Annotated in this window: 11 protein-coding genes; 7 read left to right on the top strand and 4 right to left on the bottom strand. The window is 43.7% G+C overall.

Going from position 1 to position 16,534, the window contains the following annotated elements; genetic code table 11:
• Nucleotides 1-50: 50 nt before the first annotated feature.
• The 4 genes from ACX0G7_RS01745 (at nt 51) to ACX0G7_RS01730 (ending at nt 6,462) form a co-directional block, all read left to right on the top strand.
• Nucleotides 51-2,462, top strand: a complete 2,412-nt coding sequence (locus tag ACX0G7_RS01745) for a TonB-dependent receptor (protein ID WP_458921683.1) — start codon at nt 51-53, stop codon at nt 2,460-2,462.
• A gap of 72 nt (nt 2,463-2,534) precedes the next feature.
• Nucleotides 2,535-2,876 (top strand): EamA family transporter, encoded by a 342-nt coding sequence (locus ACX0G7_RS01740; RefSeq protein ID WP_458921682.1) that lies wholly within the window; start codon nt 2,535-2,537, stop codon nt 2,874-2,876.
• Between the two features lie 154 nt (nt 2,877-3,030).
• Nucleotides 3,031-3,153 carry a hypothetical protein gene (locus ACX0G7_RS01735; protein ID WP_458921681.1) on the top strand — a complete coding sequence of 41 codons (123 nt, stop codon included), beginning with the start codon at nt 3,031-3,033 and terminating at the stop codon, nt 3,151-3,153.
• Nucleotides 3,154-3,198: 45 nt separating this feature from the next.
• Nucleotides 3,199-6,462, top strand: coding sequence for a PAS domain-containing sensor histidine kinase (locus tag ACX0G7_RS01730; protein WP_458921680.1), 3,264 nt, complete (start codon nt 3,199-3,201; stop codon nt 6,460-6,462).
• Between the two features lie 21 nt (nt 6,463-6,483).
• Here the strand turns inward: ACX0G7_RS01730 and ACX0G7_RS01725 are convergent, their stop codons facing one another.
• Nucleotides 6,484-6,636: a hypothetical protein gene (locus ACX0G7_RS01725; RefSeq protein WP_458921679.1), complete on the bottom strand. Its 153-nt coding sequence runs from the start codon at nt 6,634-6,636 to the stop codon at nt 6,484-6,486.
• 87 nt (nt 6,637-6,723) lie between these two features.
• Between ACX0G7_RS01725 and ACX0G7_RS01720 the strand changes: the two genes are divergently transcribed.
• Nucleotides 6,724-9,168, top strand: coding sequence for an ABC transporter permease (locus ACX0G7_RS01720; protein ID WP_458921678.1), 2,445 nt, complete (start codon nt 6,724-6,726; stop codon nt 9,166-9,168).
• 60 nt (nt 9,169-9,228) lie between these two features.
• Here the strand turns inward: ACX0G7_RS01720 and ACX0G7_RS01715 are convergent, their stop codons facing one another.
• Entirely contained in the window at nt 9,229-10,353 is a 1,125-nt protein-coding gene (locus ACX0G7_RS01715) for a sugar phosphate isomerase/epimerase family protein (protein WP_458921677.1), read from the bottom strand.
• A gap of 465 nt (nt 10,354-10,818) precedes the next feature.
• On the opposite strand from ACX0G7_RS01715, the gene ACX0G7_RS01710 reads away from it, so the two are divergent.
• Together ACX0G7_RS01710 and ACX0G7_RS01705 are read left to right on the top strand one after the other, a co-directional pair.
• Complete coding sequence (locus tag ACX0G7_RS01710) at nt 10,819-12,978, top strand: GH92 family glycosyl hydrolase (protein ID WP_458921676.1); 2,160 nt, start codon at nt 10,819-10,821, stop codon at nt 12,976-12,978.
• Between the two features lie 152 nt (nt 12,979-13,130).
• Nucleotides 13,131-14,780, top strand: a complete 1,650-nt coding sequence (locus ACX0G7_RS01705) for a hypothetical protein (protein WP_458921675.1) — start codon at nt 13,131-13,133, stop codon at nt 14,778-14,780.
• A gap of 57 nt (nt 14,781-14,837) precedes the next feature.
• Here the strand turns inward: ACX0G7_RS01705 and ACX0G7_RS01700 are convergent, their stop codons facing one another.
• Both ACX0G7_RS01700 and ACX0G7_RS01695 read right to left on the bottom strand, forming a co-directional pair.
• On the bottom strand, nt 14,838-15,464 hold the full coding sequence (locus ACX0G7_RS01700) for a hypothetical protein (protein ID WP_458921674.1): 627 nt from the start codon (nt 15,462-15,464) through the stop codon (nt 14,838-14,840).
• Nucleotides 15,465-15,596: 132 nt separating this feature from the next.
• Nucleotides 15,597-16,493 carry a helix-turn-helix domain-containing protein gene (locus tag ACX0G7_RS01695; protein ID WP_458921673.1) on the bottom strand — a complete coding sequence of 299 codons (897 nt, stop codon included), beginning with the start codon at nt 16,491-16,493 and terminating at the stop codon, nt 15,597-15,599.
• Nucleotides 16,494-16,534 lie beyond the last annotated feature (41 nt).

The raw sequence follows: 16,534 nt of genomic DNA, 5'->3' as shown, positions 1-16,534 counted from the left end.
ATTCAGAATTCCTTCTAATTCACCGCTTAATTATGTATCAAATCCTGTACATGAAACGATTTTCATTGTTAATAGTTTTGGTTGTTACGGGGTTTTTAGTTGGGTTCACCCAAACAGGAAAAGCTACCTTGTCCGGACAGGTGCAGAATAACCAATCGAAAGCACCAGTCCCTTATGTAAACGTGGTACTCAAAGCCGGGAAAACTGACTCAACAGTTACCGGTACTATTTCCAAAGAAGATGGGCGGTTTTCTATCCCAGGCATAACACCCGGAAACTATACACTGGTGGTTTCATTTGTCGGATTCCAGGAGAAGACATTGAATGTGCTGGTAGGTCAGCTTAATGACTTCCTCGATTTTGGTACGATAGTGCTGGTTCCTGATGAAAGGTTACTTGACTCGATTACCGTAACGGCGCGGCAGGAGGGCATTTCGGCGAAAATGGACAAGAAGACGTTTACAGTTGCCGATAATATCAGCCAGGCAGGTGGCTCGGCTCTCGAAGCCCTCCGGAATCTTCCAGGTGTAACAACCAGCCAGGATGGTAAAGTGCAACTTAGGGGAAGTGATAAAGTAATGATATTGATCGATGGAAAACAAACCGCTCTTACGGGTTTTGGCGGCCAGAGCGGACTTGAGAATATCCCTGCTTCTGCAATTGAGAAAATCGAAGTAATCAATAATCCCTCGGCAAAATTCGATGCAAACGGCAACGCCGGTATTATTAACATCTTATATAAAAAAGAGAAACAAGATGGATTTAACGGAAAGATTGGCTTATCCGGTGGATTGGGTGCTCTTTGGATAAAAGAGGAAAACCTTCCTGGTATCCGCCCACAATACCAGGCAACGCCAAAAATCAATCCTTCTCTTTCTTTGAACTATCGAAAAAAAATAATCAATGTCTTTTTACAGGCAGATAATCTTTATACAAAAACGCTGAATAAAAATGAGTTTGTTGATCGCTATTATGATGATGGTGAGATTAGGAGGCAACAAACAGTACGCAACAGAACCACAAACATTATAACAACGAAAGGTGGAATTGATTATATTATTAATCCAAATAACACAGTAACAGTATCAGCGCTGTTTAGCAGTGAGAAAATTCTTGACAGGGGTGATGAACCCTTTTATAATGCTGATCTGACCGAACTTAAAAGACTTTGGCAGTTCCTTGAAGATGAATTGAAGACCACGGTTACAGCATCTGCTTCATGGCAACACAAATTTCCACAACCGGGTCGTGTACTTAATGCCGGATTCAATTATACATTTCACCGGGAGGATGAAAAATATTTTTTTACCAATATTCTTCCGACCCATATCGGGCTTGATTCTTTTAAATTATTATCTGACGAACATGTGGCCGACTTTAATTTTGATTACATACAACCTTTGAAATATGGCAGATTTGAAACCGGGTTAAAATTCAGACGAAGATATATACCCGTTAATATGCAGTTTAAACCCGGGATCAATTCTCCTTTAGATGTAAGTGCCGGCGGATATGCGAACTATGGTGAAACGATTCCTGCAATTTATGGTAATTATATTTTCGAGAATGACCATTTCGAAATCGAGGCGGGATTGAGACTGGAATATGTTGCACTTGAATATGATGTGAATCCTGACCATGTTACTTATAAAAGTGATGGGTATAACTACGCTCAACCCTTTCCATCTCTTAGGGCTGCCTGGAAATTAAATGACCGTAATCGTATTTCATTCTTTTATAACCGAAGGGTTGACCGGCCTAATGAAGTCGACATCCGTATCTTTCCTAAGTATGATGACGCAGAAATAATAAAAGTAGGTAATCCTGCGCTCAAACCGCAGTTTACCAACACTTTTGAACTGGGCCATAGAACAAGTTGGAAGAGAGGATACCTGGTTTCGTCGCTGTATCATAAAAGGATGGATGCTACGATCGCCAGGATCGGATCCATCGTACCGGCAAGCAACCTTATTTATAACATCTTTCAGAATGCAGGAAAGAGTTATAGCACAGGCTTAGAATTTATCTTCTCACAAAAGGTAACGAACTGGGCGACCATAAATCTTAATCTGAATGGATATAAAAACATTATAGACGCTTTCACAGTGGTAAATAAGTACCCGGTAGAAAATGTGTTCTCAGCTCCAAGGCAGGAAATTTTTTCGGGTAACGTAAAATTGAATACTCAACTAAAATTTCCAAATCAATTTGAAGGACAAATCGGCGCTATCTATCTTGCCCCTGACCTGATTCCGCAAGGAAAAATCTTAGCACGATTTTCAATTGATCTTGGTTTGAAAAAGGGTATACAAAAGGGTAAGGGAGAGATATTCCTGAATGCGACTGATGTGGCAAATACACTCAGCCTCAGGCGGGAGATCACAGGAACAGGTTTCAGATACAACAGCTCTGATTATTACGAAACACAGGTATTCAGGATAGGATATAGCTATAAGTTTTAAGACAGGTACGGCAGTTGAAGCGTTGATCTTAGCTTTACCTGAATCAATAATTTCCTATTAAACCGTTTCAACATGTGGTGGATATTCGCCCTTTTGTCGGCCTTCTTCGCAGCTTTGACAGCTGTTTTTGCCAAGATCGGGATCAGAAATGTGAACAGTGATCTGGCAACTGCGATTCGTACTCTTGTGATCCTGCTACTTGCCTGGGGAATAGCCATATTTGGGAGCAATACCATGAAGCTTTCAGAACTCACGAAACATAACTGGATCTTCCGTATTTTATCGGGCGCCGCTACTGGCTTGTCCTGGATCTTTTTGCCGGCATCTAACAACATTTTTGAGAATTCAATCTACAAGCCGATTTTGAACAGAAATTTATTTTCAATATATCGGTTGGATCTGAGTTTCTTCTGAATCTTTTCAGAATGCATTTTCATTTGTGCATATCATGAATATTATTATTGTTCTTAAATCTCCCTTAAGTACGAGGTTTTCTATCGTTTATGCATTGAATGGGCTTTTACTATGCTTGTACTTTCTGACCCGCGTAGCCCTATTAATCACAGTGATGGATAAAAGTATTACCATCGTTGACGCCGTAATGGCATTCATGATTGGGTTTATTTATGATCTGATGACAACTGCTTCGGATCATTATTCTGCTACTTTTAAGTATCGCAAATACAAGTAAAGCGAGCTGGAACTCAAAAACCCGGAAAGCTTTCTGTATCAGATAATGTCCTACATTCATACGCTAAAGCTTAATGATCTTCCGGTGGAAATAAAACAGCAAAAGGAAACCCATCCTTTCTTAGAGGGTGGCGGTGAAATGGGGAAACTGATTCGTAACTATGACTGGTCCCAGACAGCCATTGGAGATTCCGATAACTGGCCGCAGGCACTCAAACTTTCACTGACAAATCTCCTGAATTCCGGCTTTCCGATGTTCCTTTTCTGGGGAGATGATCTGATATGTTTTTATAATGATGCCTTCAGGCCAAGCCTGGGTGCCGAGGGCAAACATCCCGCTATCGGGAAAAAAGGCCGGGAGGTCTGGAGCGAAATCTGGGATTTCAGTGGCCCATTGATTGACGGAGTGCTGGACACAGGCCGGCCCGTTTGGTTTGAGAACCAGCTTGTCCCATTCTACCGAAACGGAAAAATAGAAGATATATATTGGACCTTCAGCTATAGTTTAGTAATTGGCGATGATGCAAAACCCGGGGGAGTAATGGTAACCTGCATGGAGACGACCCAGACCGTGCTTGCTCAACAAAAACTTGATGCAGCACATAACCGTTTCGCCTCTTTGGTCTCAGGCGCTCCCATAGCTATCAATATTCAGACAGGCCCGGACATGATTATAGAATTAGCTAATGAGCCCAGCCTTCGGATCTGGGACAAATCAGCTGAAGATGTGCTTGGAAAATCGCTGCTTGAAGTGTTGCCGGAATTAAAAGGTCAGGAAGCGCAGGATATTTATCTCCGGGTTCTGGAAACCGGCCAGTCTTTCCACGCCCAGGAGGTCGCATTCAAATTGATAAGGGAAGGCCGCGAACAGCTGGCTTATTTCAACCTGGTAATGCAGCCATTGCTTAATCCTGACAAGGAATCGGCCGCAAGTGTAGTTACGTTTGCAACCGAGGTAACAGACCAGGTCAGGGCCAGGCAACACCTGGTTGAAAGTGAAGGACGTTTTCGAAATATGATTGAACAATCACCCGTGGCCATCGCCCTGACCCGCGGCGAGGAATTCATTTTTGAAAGTATCAACCCGCTTATGCTCCGGATTCTTCAGAAAACTAACCAGGAAGAGGTGCTGGGTAAAAGCCTTTTGGAGATTGCGCCGGAGTTCTACCGCCAGCCATTGTTTAAGGTCCTGCTAAACGTGTTGAACACCGGTCAAACGTTCAAAGGAACAGAAGTAGAAGTGGCAATCTCTAACGATGGTCCGTTGAGACGCCGTTATTTCAACATCACCTATAGCCGCATGGTTGAGGCTAGCGGAGATGTGTGCATTCTCCATATGGCGGTTGATGTGTCGGACCAGGTACTGGCAAAAAGAAAGATAGAGGAAAGCGAGGTAAAGCTCCGCTCAATCCTTAACTCTGCGCCTACGGCCATGGGCGTATTTGTTGGCCCGGATCTCATCGTTGAAAACCCAAACCAGCTTATGATCGAGGTCATGGGAGCCGGACTTGAGATCGAGGGAAAATCCTTCCGGGAGCTCCTCTCGCACGCGGTGGAGGAGGACCAGCGTTTCATTAACCTGATTGATAATGTCCGGACAACAGGCCAGCCCTTTGAAGCACAGGAAGTCGAAGTACATTTTAAAGCAGAGAAAAGGAGCCGATACTTTAATATCAGCTTTATACCGTTACCGGATGAAAACGGAAATATTTATGCCGTCCTCGACGTAAGTGTAAATGTTACCGAACAAGTGTTGGCCAGAAAAAAGATGGAAGAAAGTGAGGGGCGGTTCAGACTCCTTGCTAACGCTTCTCCAATCCTGATATGGATGCTTAATTCGGATGGATCTTATAACTATGTCAACAAAACAACGCTGGAGTTTTTAGGTGTTGGTCAGGAACAAATAGCGAAAGTGGGCTGGGCACACTTTCTTCACCCAGACGACCTCGAGCCGGCCGGTCGGGCTATTGCAAAAGCTGTTGAAAACCGGCAACCTTACGAAATGGAGCATCGGCTACGGCACAAGGACGGCGAATACAGGTGGTTGTTTTCGCAGGCTAATCCTGCTTACGATGCTAACGGTGATGTGTTTGCATATGTAGGCTCAAGCATTGATATACATGAAGCCAAAAAAAGCCGTGAGGCTTTGCAAACCGCACTTGAACAGGTCAGATTATCAAAGGAAGCTGCTGAACTTGGCACTTTTGATATGAATCTCGAATCAGGGACCATGCATTGGGATGATCGATGCCGTATCCTGTTCGGGATTACGCATCAACAGCCTGTTTCCTTTAATGACGATTTTATTAATCGTCTCCACCCACAGGACCAGCAACGGGTTTCAGATGTAGTGCGTCAATCCTTTGACAAATCTTTAAGCAATGGTGACTATGATGTTGAATACCGTACAATAGGCGCGGAAGATAATGTGGAAAGATGGGTAAAAGCCAAGGGCAAAGTCTATTTTGATGAGAAGGGCACTCCTGTGCGTTTCATTGGCTCTGTGCTTGACATCACGGAACAAATGACTGCAATTCAAAAAATTGAAAAGACTGTTGAAGAAAGAACCCGCGAGCTCGCGGCTGCAAACGAGAGCCTGCAGGCAATCAACAAGGAATTGCAAAGATCCAATCAGAATCTGGAAGAATTTGCGTACGCCGCTTCCCATGATTTGAAGGAGCCGGTTCGCAAGATCCAGGTCTTCACCAATCAATTAAGGGACCTCCTGAGCAAACATTTGAATGAAAATGAAGCAAGGTCGTTCAGCCGCATTGAAAATGCCACGAAGCGTATGGGTGCTCTCATTGACGATTTACTGCTGTACTCTCATGTTAGTCAGCGACCACATGAAACCGAAATCGTTGATTTGAATGAAAAGGTTAAACGCGTGCTTGAAGATCTTGAACTTGATATTGAAGAGAAAAAGGCCGTGATCAATGTGCAGGAACTTCCGGTTGTAAAAGGTTATAGGAGGCAACTCCAACAGCTGTTTCAAAACCTGATCAGCAATGCGCTTAAATACAGTAAAGCTAACGAACCGCCGGTAATAAACATTTCAGCAGACGTAGTAATTGAAAAAGACAAGGCTTATCATGTGATCACCGTAGAAGATAATGGTATCGGCTTTGAACCCGAATATTCCGTAAAGATTTTTCAGATGTTCACAAGATTACATAACAAAGGCGAGTACAGCGGAACCGGGGTAGGGTTGTCCATTGCAAAAAAGGTGATGGAAAACCATAACGGATTTATCCGGGTTGAAAGTACACCGGGCGTGGGATCAACGTTCCATGCTTACCTGCCCGTATAATCGCAGTATTTTTTTCAGATCTTACCTTACAGAACCGGCATGGTCTCCCCACTTCACACCACCGGTGGGCAATTTTTGTCGACCAACGGGCAACCAGGCCCTTCGAAGAGGCTCATCGGGGCCACCAACCTGCTCCGTTGACTTCATAGCATCGAAAGCCTGGTAGGCAGACAAATTGTTATTGTTTGTCTTTTAATTTTCTTAAGTCTAAAGTAAATTTATTGTTTTGTCTCCAGGATTTTCTACCATTAAAGCAAGTGCATGTACAAGAATTATTTGAAGATTGCCTGGAGAAATTTAAGCCGCAACAGGAGTTATACAACAATCAACATTGCCGGGTTGGCTGTCGGTATTTCAGTTTGTATGATGATTTTTATCATCATTAAATTTCACACAAGCTTCGATGACTATCACCCAAAAAAGGATCGCGTCTTTCGTGTAATAACCAGGTATAACCAGGCTGAAGCGGCCAGTATACAGTACGGCAAAGATGTGCCATTTCCACTGCCCATGAGCCTGAGAACGGCTTTCCCTCAGCTGGAAGAGGTTGCCCCTGTCTGGACAAGTCATAATGATCAACTGCATATACCCGGCGAAAACGGATCCACCATAAAAACATTCAAAGAAGACAAAGGCGTTTTTTTTACCACGCCATCATTTTTTAAAATGTTTGAGTATCCGCTGCTTGCGGGTTCCTATGAATCATTAAAACATCCAAACAATGTGTTGCTTACTAAGGAAATTGCAGAAAGATATTTTGGCGATTGGAAAAACGCAACGGGCAAAACGATTAAACTCGAGGCAGGTGGACATATATTTAGTCATGGAACCGATGTCCTGAAAGTCACGGGCATCCTGGCCACCATTCCTCCAAATACAGACTTTCAACTGAGAATGGTTGTATCTTTTGGAACTGGTATTACTGAAGATATGGCTAAAAGCACCGACTGGCAGGATAAAACGAATGCTGATTTTGGTTGCTATGTATTGTTGCCGCCTGGTACAACAATTGACAAACTCAATAAACAGCTAAGGGAATATACCAGGAGCAGGAACATGCCCGGTAATAACGACACCCAGGTGCTGCAATCACTGGATGAAGTGCATTATGATACCGTGGCAGGTAATTACAGTAAAAAAACAATCAGCCATCAGTTGTTCTATGTATTGTGGTTGATTGCCGCATTCATCCTGCTGGTTGCCTGTGTTAACTTCATCAATCTATCCACCGCACAGGCCGTTAACCGGGCCAGGGAAGTTGCAGTAAGAAAGGTCCTCGGTAGCAACAGATTGCAACTGCAGGTCCAATTTATCCTGGAGGCTCTCCTGATCGTACTTTTTGCCGTGATGATTGCATCAGCAATTACTGCCCTGGCATTGTCTTTTGTGAACCGACTCCTTGAACTTTCCCTTTCATTCCGCATGCTTGCAAACCCTGCATCAATCATCTTCCTGTTCATATTAATAATTGGAGTAACTTCTCTCGCAGGTTTTTATCCTTCCATTGTGTTATCACGCTTTAACCCGGTCAATGCGCTAAAGGCTAAACTCACATCCATCTCAACAACCGGAATTTCGCTGAGAAGAGCATTGGTGGTGTTTCAATTCATCATTGCACAGGCATTGATCATCGGAACTTTTATTATTATAAGCCAGATGAATTATTTTATGAACCGGCCACTGGGTTTCGATAAGGATGCGATTATCAATGTTCCTTTTCGCGTGGATAGCCTTCGCCTGAGCCGGCTTGATTTTTTGAAGAAGCAGTTATTGTCTGTAAACGGCGTGCAGGCAGTAAGTTTCAGTTCCAATACGCCTGTTGAAAACGTTAATGATATGTGGAGCTCATTCAAGTTCAATCATGCGTTGAAGGAGTCCGATTTTAAAGCTATTACCAGGTTTTGCGATGATGACTTTGTCCCGGCGTACAATTTAACTTTAATAGCGGGAAGAAATCTGCGACCATCAAATATGACCCGGGAATTCCTGGTAAATGAATCACTTATGAGAAGTCTTGGGATCACCAACCCGGAAGACATTTTGAATAAAGAGATCAGTATGTGGAATGATATGATCAAATGCCCGGTAGTTGGTGTGTTGAAAGACTTTAACAACAGGTCTTTTCATCATGAACTGGCACCTTTACTTGTGACCACAAACACCCATATGTACACCCAGGCTGGAATCAAACTGGTTACTGCGAACACAACCCCGACACTGCAATCGGTAAAAAAAATATTTGAAGAAACGTTCCCTGACTTTGTTTATGATCACAGATTTTTTGATGAGAAAATCGAGAGTTTTTACAAACAGGAAAACCAATTAGCCCAGTTGTATAAGATCTTTGCGGCAATCGCTATCATGCTCAGTTGCCTGGGGGTATACGGGTTATCTTCCTTTATGGCGGTTCAGCGGACAAAAGAGGTTGGTATCCGCAAAGTGCTGGGTGCCACACCGGGTTCCATTGTTTACTTATTTTCAAAGGAATTTGTCTTACTGATTACACTTGCTTTTGTGATAGCTACACCCCTGGCATGGTATTACATGAACCAGTGGCTGCAGGGTTATGTATACCGGATCAACATCAGTTGGCAGTCATTTGCAGCAGGCGGAACCGCTGCCATAATAATTGCTTTGTTAACTATAAGTTTCCAGGCAGTAAAGGCGGCTATGGCGAGCCCTGTTAGGAGCCTGAGGTCCGAATAAGCACGCAATCTGCAGTCATTTTAAATGCTTAATATCGATCATATCAGGTACCCACACCCGTCAAATCAAATGGTCCATGGTCACCACCGGTATATCTTTCCCGGTGAAAGGTTTTAGTTCACGAAACCCCTGCCTGTTATATTCATACCCATTTTCTGAAAGTTCCCAAAAAAGCGGGGAGAGGCTGAAAACAGAAGCCTTAAATCCCTGCACAATAGCGCCCATGTTGCCTGTTCCTTTGGAAAGAGCAGCTTCATTTTCAATTTCAAACGGACCCTGGAATGATTTATTTGTTAGTGTATCCACAAAAGACCGCCAATCCACGTTATCGGAGCCTCCGAATCCAGGGAGTGTTGCTTCATAGTTATGACGGTCCCATTCATTTTGCGCAACCGGGATCCCCGCTTTTGCTGCAAGCTCCGCATCCACTGTTTGCCTCGCATAAAGGTTTCCCCAGTAGACATCGTTGCGTTTTAAGGTGCCTTTCACGTGAATGCGGTGCAACCGTGTCATATCAGTATGGTTGATAACATCAACCGGGTCAACATGCTGCCAGATATCATGAGACGGGTCATAGATTTCACCATGCGACTTGCTGGGTATAAGCTCATACATCAGCTTACGTGCGGCAAGTACACCGGTGAGATTATTAAAAGTACTTGTGTACCCGCGGGAGCGCCAGCCTTCCATGGGGCAATTCTCATAAAGTATAGTAACTCCCAGGTCTTCTGCATATTTAATGATGGGCCGAAAAACCCGCGCATATTCGTCCAGGTTTTTTTGGAAGCCATTTTCTTCATTGCCCAGCTCATGATTATAGCCTACGAATGTTCCCACTTTCACATCATTGCCGTCACCACCCAATAAATGTGCTATACGAACCAGGCGCAGGAGATGGTTTTGGTTCCTGATCCGTTGTGCCGGATCTCCACCAATCAAATTATCAAACGCACCCAAAGATAATTGTAGTCCTGCCGCATTGAATTTATCTGATAACACTGCTGCATCTCCAGGTGAAAATTGTTCATAGTCAATATGAGTAGCTACAAAATCGTTCCTTGTTCCATCTCTTCGAAACACACAGACATCCAGTCCCTGTACACCGATTTCTTTTGCTTTAATAATAACCTCGTCGAGGGTCAGCCGGTCAAAGGCTGAGGTCATGATCCAGATCTGATTGTTCATATCAAGTTTTGAACCGTTAAGTTAAGCAATCAGTAACAAGATATTTCCAGGATGATCAGCCTTGCCCGGTTTAATTTGTATTTTCACCGCATCAATTAAATAATTTACGCTTGAACAATTTTCAATGTTTTACTTCATCTTCATGCTTGCTGCGTAGTTTTCATTTTGCTCCCCCGGATCAGCGCAGGGGGGAGACCTGGGATAGAGGACAATCCTCAACCTCATTCCAGACCAGAAGCTGGGTCTGCTGATCCTGTGTAATCATGACGATGTTGAGATTTACAATATTCGCAATTGGATACGGGACATTCTGCTCGATGCTATCAAATAGTCAACCGTTAATCCGCTTCCAGTCGTCTGACCGCGGAATTTCTGTCGAACAAGCCATCTATCTCTTTACTGCCCACACTTAAACAGGATTTAGCACTTACATTTATCATCCAAAAGTTAAATGAGTTGAAAGAAATGGTTAAAAAGATAATCATATTAAGTTATTTTATTGTGTCAGGGATATGCCAGGTATCGGTTGCTCAAAAAGCAGCAAGTCTCACTTCTTATGTAAATCCTTTTATTGGCACTGCTCCTCTGACTGATTCTGCTATTCTCGGCTATAATTTGCCAACAGGCTGGAGATCATGGGCCGGTCTTGTATATCCAGGCTCATCCCTCCCGAATGCCATGGTACAGCTAAGCCCAATGACAGAGTACGGCTCCGGGGCAGGGTATGAATATGAAGACGATGTTATATATGGATTTACCCACACCAATAAAGGGCATTGGAATCTTTGTAACATCCCGGTTATGCCTGTTTCTAACGTGCATGATTCCACGACACGTTTTGTTTCGCATTTCTCTCATAAAAACGAAAAGGCGTCGCCTGCATTTTACCAGGTTTATCTTGATGATTACAATGTGAGAGTGAGTCTTACTTCTACTTTGCGTTGCGGCTATCACAGGTATGAATACAAGGATTCCAGGGACAGGAAAATACTTTTTGACCTTGCAAGGGCAAATGGTCGGGTTTCAGCCTGGGCTATACAGCAAGCCGGAGATTCCGCAATACAAGGCTATCAGCAAATGGGCCAGGAAAAGATCTATTTCTATGGGAGACTTAATAACCGCATAACCCAATTTCATAAAAAAAACGAAGGCAGTAAAGATGGTTTTGCCCTGTTACAGGTTAATGATGGAATCGAACCCGTCGAGTTAAGAATTGCTTTGTCTTTTGTCAGCATCGGGAACGCAAAAAGCAATCTGGCGGAGGAAATAGGGAGCAAGTCATTTGACAGGATCAGGAATGAAGGCAATGCGACGTGGGAAAAGATATTATCAGGAATCCAGGTGAAAGGCGGAACAGCAAAACAAAAACAGATGTTTTATTCTTGTTTCTACAGGTCATTGCTATGGCCGGCATTACGCAGCGATGTAAATGGAGAATACACTGATGTGAAAAAAAATGTTATTAAGGCGGATTTTAATTATTATACGGTCCCTTCTCTCTGGGATACTTACCGGAACAAAGACGTGTTCCTCGGTATTGTTTCGCCCCATGTAACATTGGATGTGATTAAGTCATTACAAGATATGGGTGATAAAACCGGCTTTATACCTACATTTTTTCATGGCGATCATGCAGCGTCTTCCATTACCGGTTCTTATCTGAGGGGGATAACTGATTTTGACGTTAAAGGGACATACCAGTTGCTTTTAAGAAATGCGAATGTTGAAGGTGGAACCAGGCCCCATATCACCGAGTATATCCAAAAAGGATATATATCAGATCCTGATATAGCAGCACCCAACGTTGAAACGAAGGCAAAGGCCGGAGTCTCAAAAACGCTTGAGTATGCTTATGACGATTATTCCCTGGCGCTACTTGCGAAACAATTAGGCGATACGGCTAATTACCGCATATTGATGGAGAGATCATCAAACTACAAAAATGTATTTGATCCAACCACCAGGTTCATGAGAGGAAGGCTGGACAATGGCGAATGGATCAAAAATTTTAATCCGCAGTTTCCGTATTATGAATATATGTACCGGGAGGCGAATGCATGGCAGGTGTCTTTTTACGCGCCGCATGATATGGCTGGTTTAATAAAACTGTATGGCGGCGCCGCGGCTTTTGAAAAAAAATTGGATTCGTTTTTCACAGTACCGTGGAACCCCGCCTATATCGCACGAAATGTCGAGACGATGGTTGGACAATATTGCCACGGCAATCAGCCCGATCATGAGGCGCCCTTTGCTTATCATTTTATTGGCAAACCCGGGAAGTCTCAAAAAATGCTTGATCATATTATGGATGAGCTGTACGGGATAGGTAAGGAAGGACTGGCGCTCAGCGGCATGGATGATGCGGGTGAGATGTCCGCCTGGTATGTATTTGCGGCTTTAGGATTGTATCCCTTTTCCGCCACCGATCCGGAATATATTGTCACCGTACCTGTTTTCGGGGAGGTAAACTGGCGCCAGGCAAATGGTAAGGTGGTGAAGGTAAAACGGTCAGGAAAGAGCAGGGAGCTGCATTCCATCATGGTAAATGGTAAAAAGATCGAAGGGTATTTCGTGCCTCATGATGTGTTTACACGGGGAGGTGTGATTGAAATCAAGACCAAATAACCATCGTAGAGAAATATCGTGTTCTGAAAAAAATCATCCTGATGTATCAGGGATCTTTTGCAGCATCGCAATATTGTCTTGCAAACCAAGCAATCTATTTTCATTAAATTGACTTCTGTTACACTAAATTGACTTTAATAAAATACAGGCTGATGAGATACACGCTAATGTTTCTATTGTTTTCGACCCAGATGATGTGGGTTAGGGGTCAGGTGCCAAATGCCATTGAAAATGTTTTAATAAGCTCCGAAAAAACCAAAACGGGGGTCAGTAGCAATGATAAAGGGCAATTATTGGTGAATATCAATCCGAAAGATCTCCGTAAGTTTAAAAACAGGGGATGGGTTCTTTACAGTGACCTCGGAGCAAAGGGCGATGGGAAGACCGATGATATAGACGCAATAGCTGCGGCACATGCCATCGCCAACCAAAACCAGATCAGGGTCAAAGCCGATAAAGGTGCCAGCTACTATATAAGTGGCAAAGCGCGTACAGTAATCATCCGGACAGATACTGATTTTGGTACTGCGGCCTTCACCATCGACGATACTGAAGTGAAAAATCGGAATGCCCCGGTATTTATGGTCAGTTCCGGACTACAGCCATTCAAACTAAAAACCATATCTACATTAAAACGGAACCAGCAGAAAATCGACCAATCCTTACCCGGGCCATGCCTGATCACAGTTACTGATTCCAGCGTAAAACGTTATATAAGATTTGGCCTGAATCAAAATAACGGAGCCTCACAGACTGATATTTTTGTTGTTGATAAAACAGGCAACGTGGATATGAATGCGCCGATTATCTGGGACTTTGACAAGGTTACTGATATGACTGCCATTCCCATCGACGAAAAAACGCTGACAATAACCGGCGGGCGTTTTACGACCCTTGCCAATAAAGCCGAATCGAAATACACCTATTACGCCCGCAATATATCGATAAGGCGCTCGCATGTTAACCTGGAAGGACTTGAACATCGCGTAATTGGTGAAGGAGAGCATGGAGCGCCTTACGGGGGCTTCATCAGTATCGGGGACTGCGCTTATGTGACTGTGAGAAATACTGTTCTCACAGGACACAAAACCTATATTACCATAGGTGCGGCAGGCAAGCCTGTTACTATGGGGACCTATGACATTTCGGTTAACCGCGCCCTCAATGTTTCATTTATAAAATGCAGCCAGACAAATGATATCAATGATAAAACATACTGGGGAATCATGGGTTCAAATTTCAGCAAGAACCTGCTTTATGATTCATGCACGTTTTCCCGTTTCGATGCACATATGGGGGTAGCGAACGCAACGATCCGAAACTCCACTCTTGGGCATATGGGTATCAATGCTATCGGAAGCGGTGTGCTGACGGTCGAGAATTCGACAATTAACAGTAATAACCTTATCAATTTGCGCAGCGATTATGGCAGTACCTGGCAGGGAGAAGTATTCATCCGCAACTGCGTTTTTGTTCCAGGCGGTGGTAAGCCTACAAATGCGAGCCTGGTCGGTGGCGCGAATTCCGGCCAGCATAATTTCGGATACATTTGTTATATGCCTGAGCGCATCACTATTGAGAATCTTCGGATCAATGATTCCAATCACCCTGAATCTTACCAGGGCCCGGCTATTTTTGCGAATTTCAATCCGGCAATGACCGATTCATCTTATAAGGAAACTTTTCCTTTTGTGAGAACGCGGGAAGTAATCCTCCGGAATGTAACCATTGCCAGCGGAAAAGAACTGAAGTTAAGCAGCAATCCTTTTTTGTTCCGTGACGTAAAGGTGGTTAAGAATTAATGCGGCAAATGTTTACCCACTGACTTAGAGATGTAAGATAGATATTGACCGGGAAGCCTATTTCTCAGGTGCGAAGCCACCTGTTTTGATCCAGGTATCCCAGGCCTGAACAAATTCTTCATAACTAAGTGGGGGCGGGATTCGTCCTTCGCCCATATTCCAGCCTGCTTTAACTAAAGTATCCCTTGCGTGTTCAATGAGTTTTTCTTTTGTTTTATGGCCGTTTTGATTGTAATCCATTATCTGGATCGCGAGTTCTCTCGCAGACTTTCCTTCAAACACCATTTTCATGTCCGCCGGTGGTAGTGCCCATTTGGGATTTCCGGGAGGAGTGTGGAGCCCGGGAGTATTGGTGGGTTGGTGACAATTGGAACATTTCATGGCGTACAATCCCTTGCCGTCTTTCCCCCGTTTAGGAAGCATTGTGTGTATATGACTATCATCACCCTGTAAGGGAACGTCGCCGGCGGGATGACAATTCATGCAGCGTGGACTCATAAGCACTTTGTAGACTTCACCAAAAGCGCTTATCGATTGTATACTATCCGGGATAACGCCCCCGGCATGTGTGTCACCGTTAGTCCCGGGGTTTCTCCTGAGACCAAAAGCACTGATGCCGATAACTAAAATCAGCATCATCAAAACGATCCCTGCAGTAGATACGCGATGGTTGAATAATCTCATATATTGGTTTGTTCGATTAAAAAAACTATAAGCCGGGCTGGCTTCACATGAGTTGCTAAGGCAAATGTTTTGGTGGCATATCTGAAAATGATCACAGGGATATGCGTTTTATAAATGAAACCAGGACAGCAATTAATTGGCCACGCGATACTCAATTGGCGACATTCCGACTTTTCGTTTAAATACCCTGGCAAAATGCTGAGGGTATTTGAAACCTAACCCATATGCAATCTCGCTTACAGACTTAGAGTGATCAAAAATCCTTGCCTTTGCCACTTCGATCAGTTTTGACTGGATATATTCCTGGGCACTTTTCCCGGTTTCTTTTTTCACAAGGTCGCCAAAATAACCAGGCGAGAGATTGAATTCCTTCGCGCAATAAGTTACGGTTGGCAAGCCGGCAGTTTGTGGTTTATCCGATGCGAAATATTCATTCAATAATGTTTCAAATCGCTCCAGTATGCCTTTGTGAACATGATCCCGGGTTATAAACTGCCTGTCATAAAACCGGACACAATAATTGAGAAGCAATTCAATTGTGGATGCAATCAACCTTCTGCTATGCTTATCAATGGCATGTTCAAGTTCGTATTTTATTTTCGAAAAGCAATCCATTACGATACTTCTTTCGCGCTCCGATATATGCAGCGATTCATTTGATTGATAGCTGAAAAAGCCGTATTCCTGGATATGTTTACCCAATGAAGTACCCGGAATCAGATCGGGGTGAAAGATAAGTGCGTACCCTTTTGGCTGATAGATTTCTCCATTGCTTTTCACACCAGCTACCTGTCCGGGTGCAAGGAAAACAAGTGTACCCTCCTGGTAGTCGTAAGTCCCCCGACCATACACCAGATCACCGCATTTGACATCTTTAAGGAATATGGTATAAAAGCCAAAGTACATTATGGAGCCTTGCCGCGGATTCGCTCTTGATAAATCCACAACACTTACGAGCGGATGTAAAGTCTCGTTATTGTTGAAAACATTGTAATCATTAATTGTCTCGAAGCGGCGTAAATCATCCATCCCGGAGAGTTTAATGGGATGAAGTTACCGTTTTCCTCATC

Source organism: Flavitalea antarctica, from assembly GCF_054461535.1.
Note: the sequence above shows the minus strand (reverse complement) of the source record. Positions and strands in the feature narration are given on the sequence as shown.

Bases quoted from the DNA above. Each gene is read 5' to 3' on its own strand.
- ACX0G7_RS01745 (WP_458921683.1), top strand. From the start codon at position 51: ATGAAACGATTTTCATTGTTAATAGTTTTGGTTGTTACGGGGTTTTTA.
- ACX0G7_RS01740 (WP_458921682.1), top strand. From the start codon at position 2,535: ATGTGGTGGATATTCGCCCTTTTGTCGGCCTTCTTCGCAGCTTTGACA.
- ACX0G7_RS01735 (WP_458921681.1), top strand. From the start codon at position 3,031: ATGGATAAAAGTATTACCATCGTTGACGCCGTAATGGCATTCATGATT.
- ACX0G7_RS01730 (WP_458921680.1), top strand. From the start codon at position 3,199: ATGTCCTACATTCATACGCTAAAGCTTAATGATCTTCCGGTGGAAATA.
- ACX0G7_RS01720 (WP_458921678.1), top strand. From the start codon at position 6,724: ATGTACAAGAATTATTTGAAGATTGCCTGGAGAAATTTAAGCCGCAAC.
- ACX0G7_RS01715 (WP_458921677.1), bottom strand. From the start codon at position 10,353: ATGAACAATCAGATCTGGATCATGACCTCAGCCTTTGACCGGCTGACC.
- ACX0G7_RS01710 (WP_458921676.1), top strand. From the start codon at position 10,819: ATGGTTAAAAAGATAATCATATTAAGTTATTTTATTGTGTCAGGGATA.
- ACX0G7_RS01705 (WP_458921675.1), top strand. From the start codon at position 13,131: ATGAGATACACGCTAATGTTTCTATTGTTTTCGACCCAGATGATGTGG.
- ACX0G7_RS01700 (WP_458921674.1), bottom strand. From the start codon at position 15,464: ATGAGATTATTCAACCATCGCGTATCTACTGCAGGGATCGTTTTGATG.
- ACX0G7_RS01695 (WP_458921673.1), bottom strand. From the start codon at position 16,493: ATGGATGATTTACGCCGCTTCGAGACAATTAATGATTACAATGTTTTC.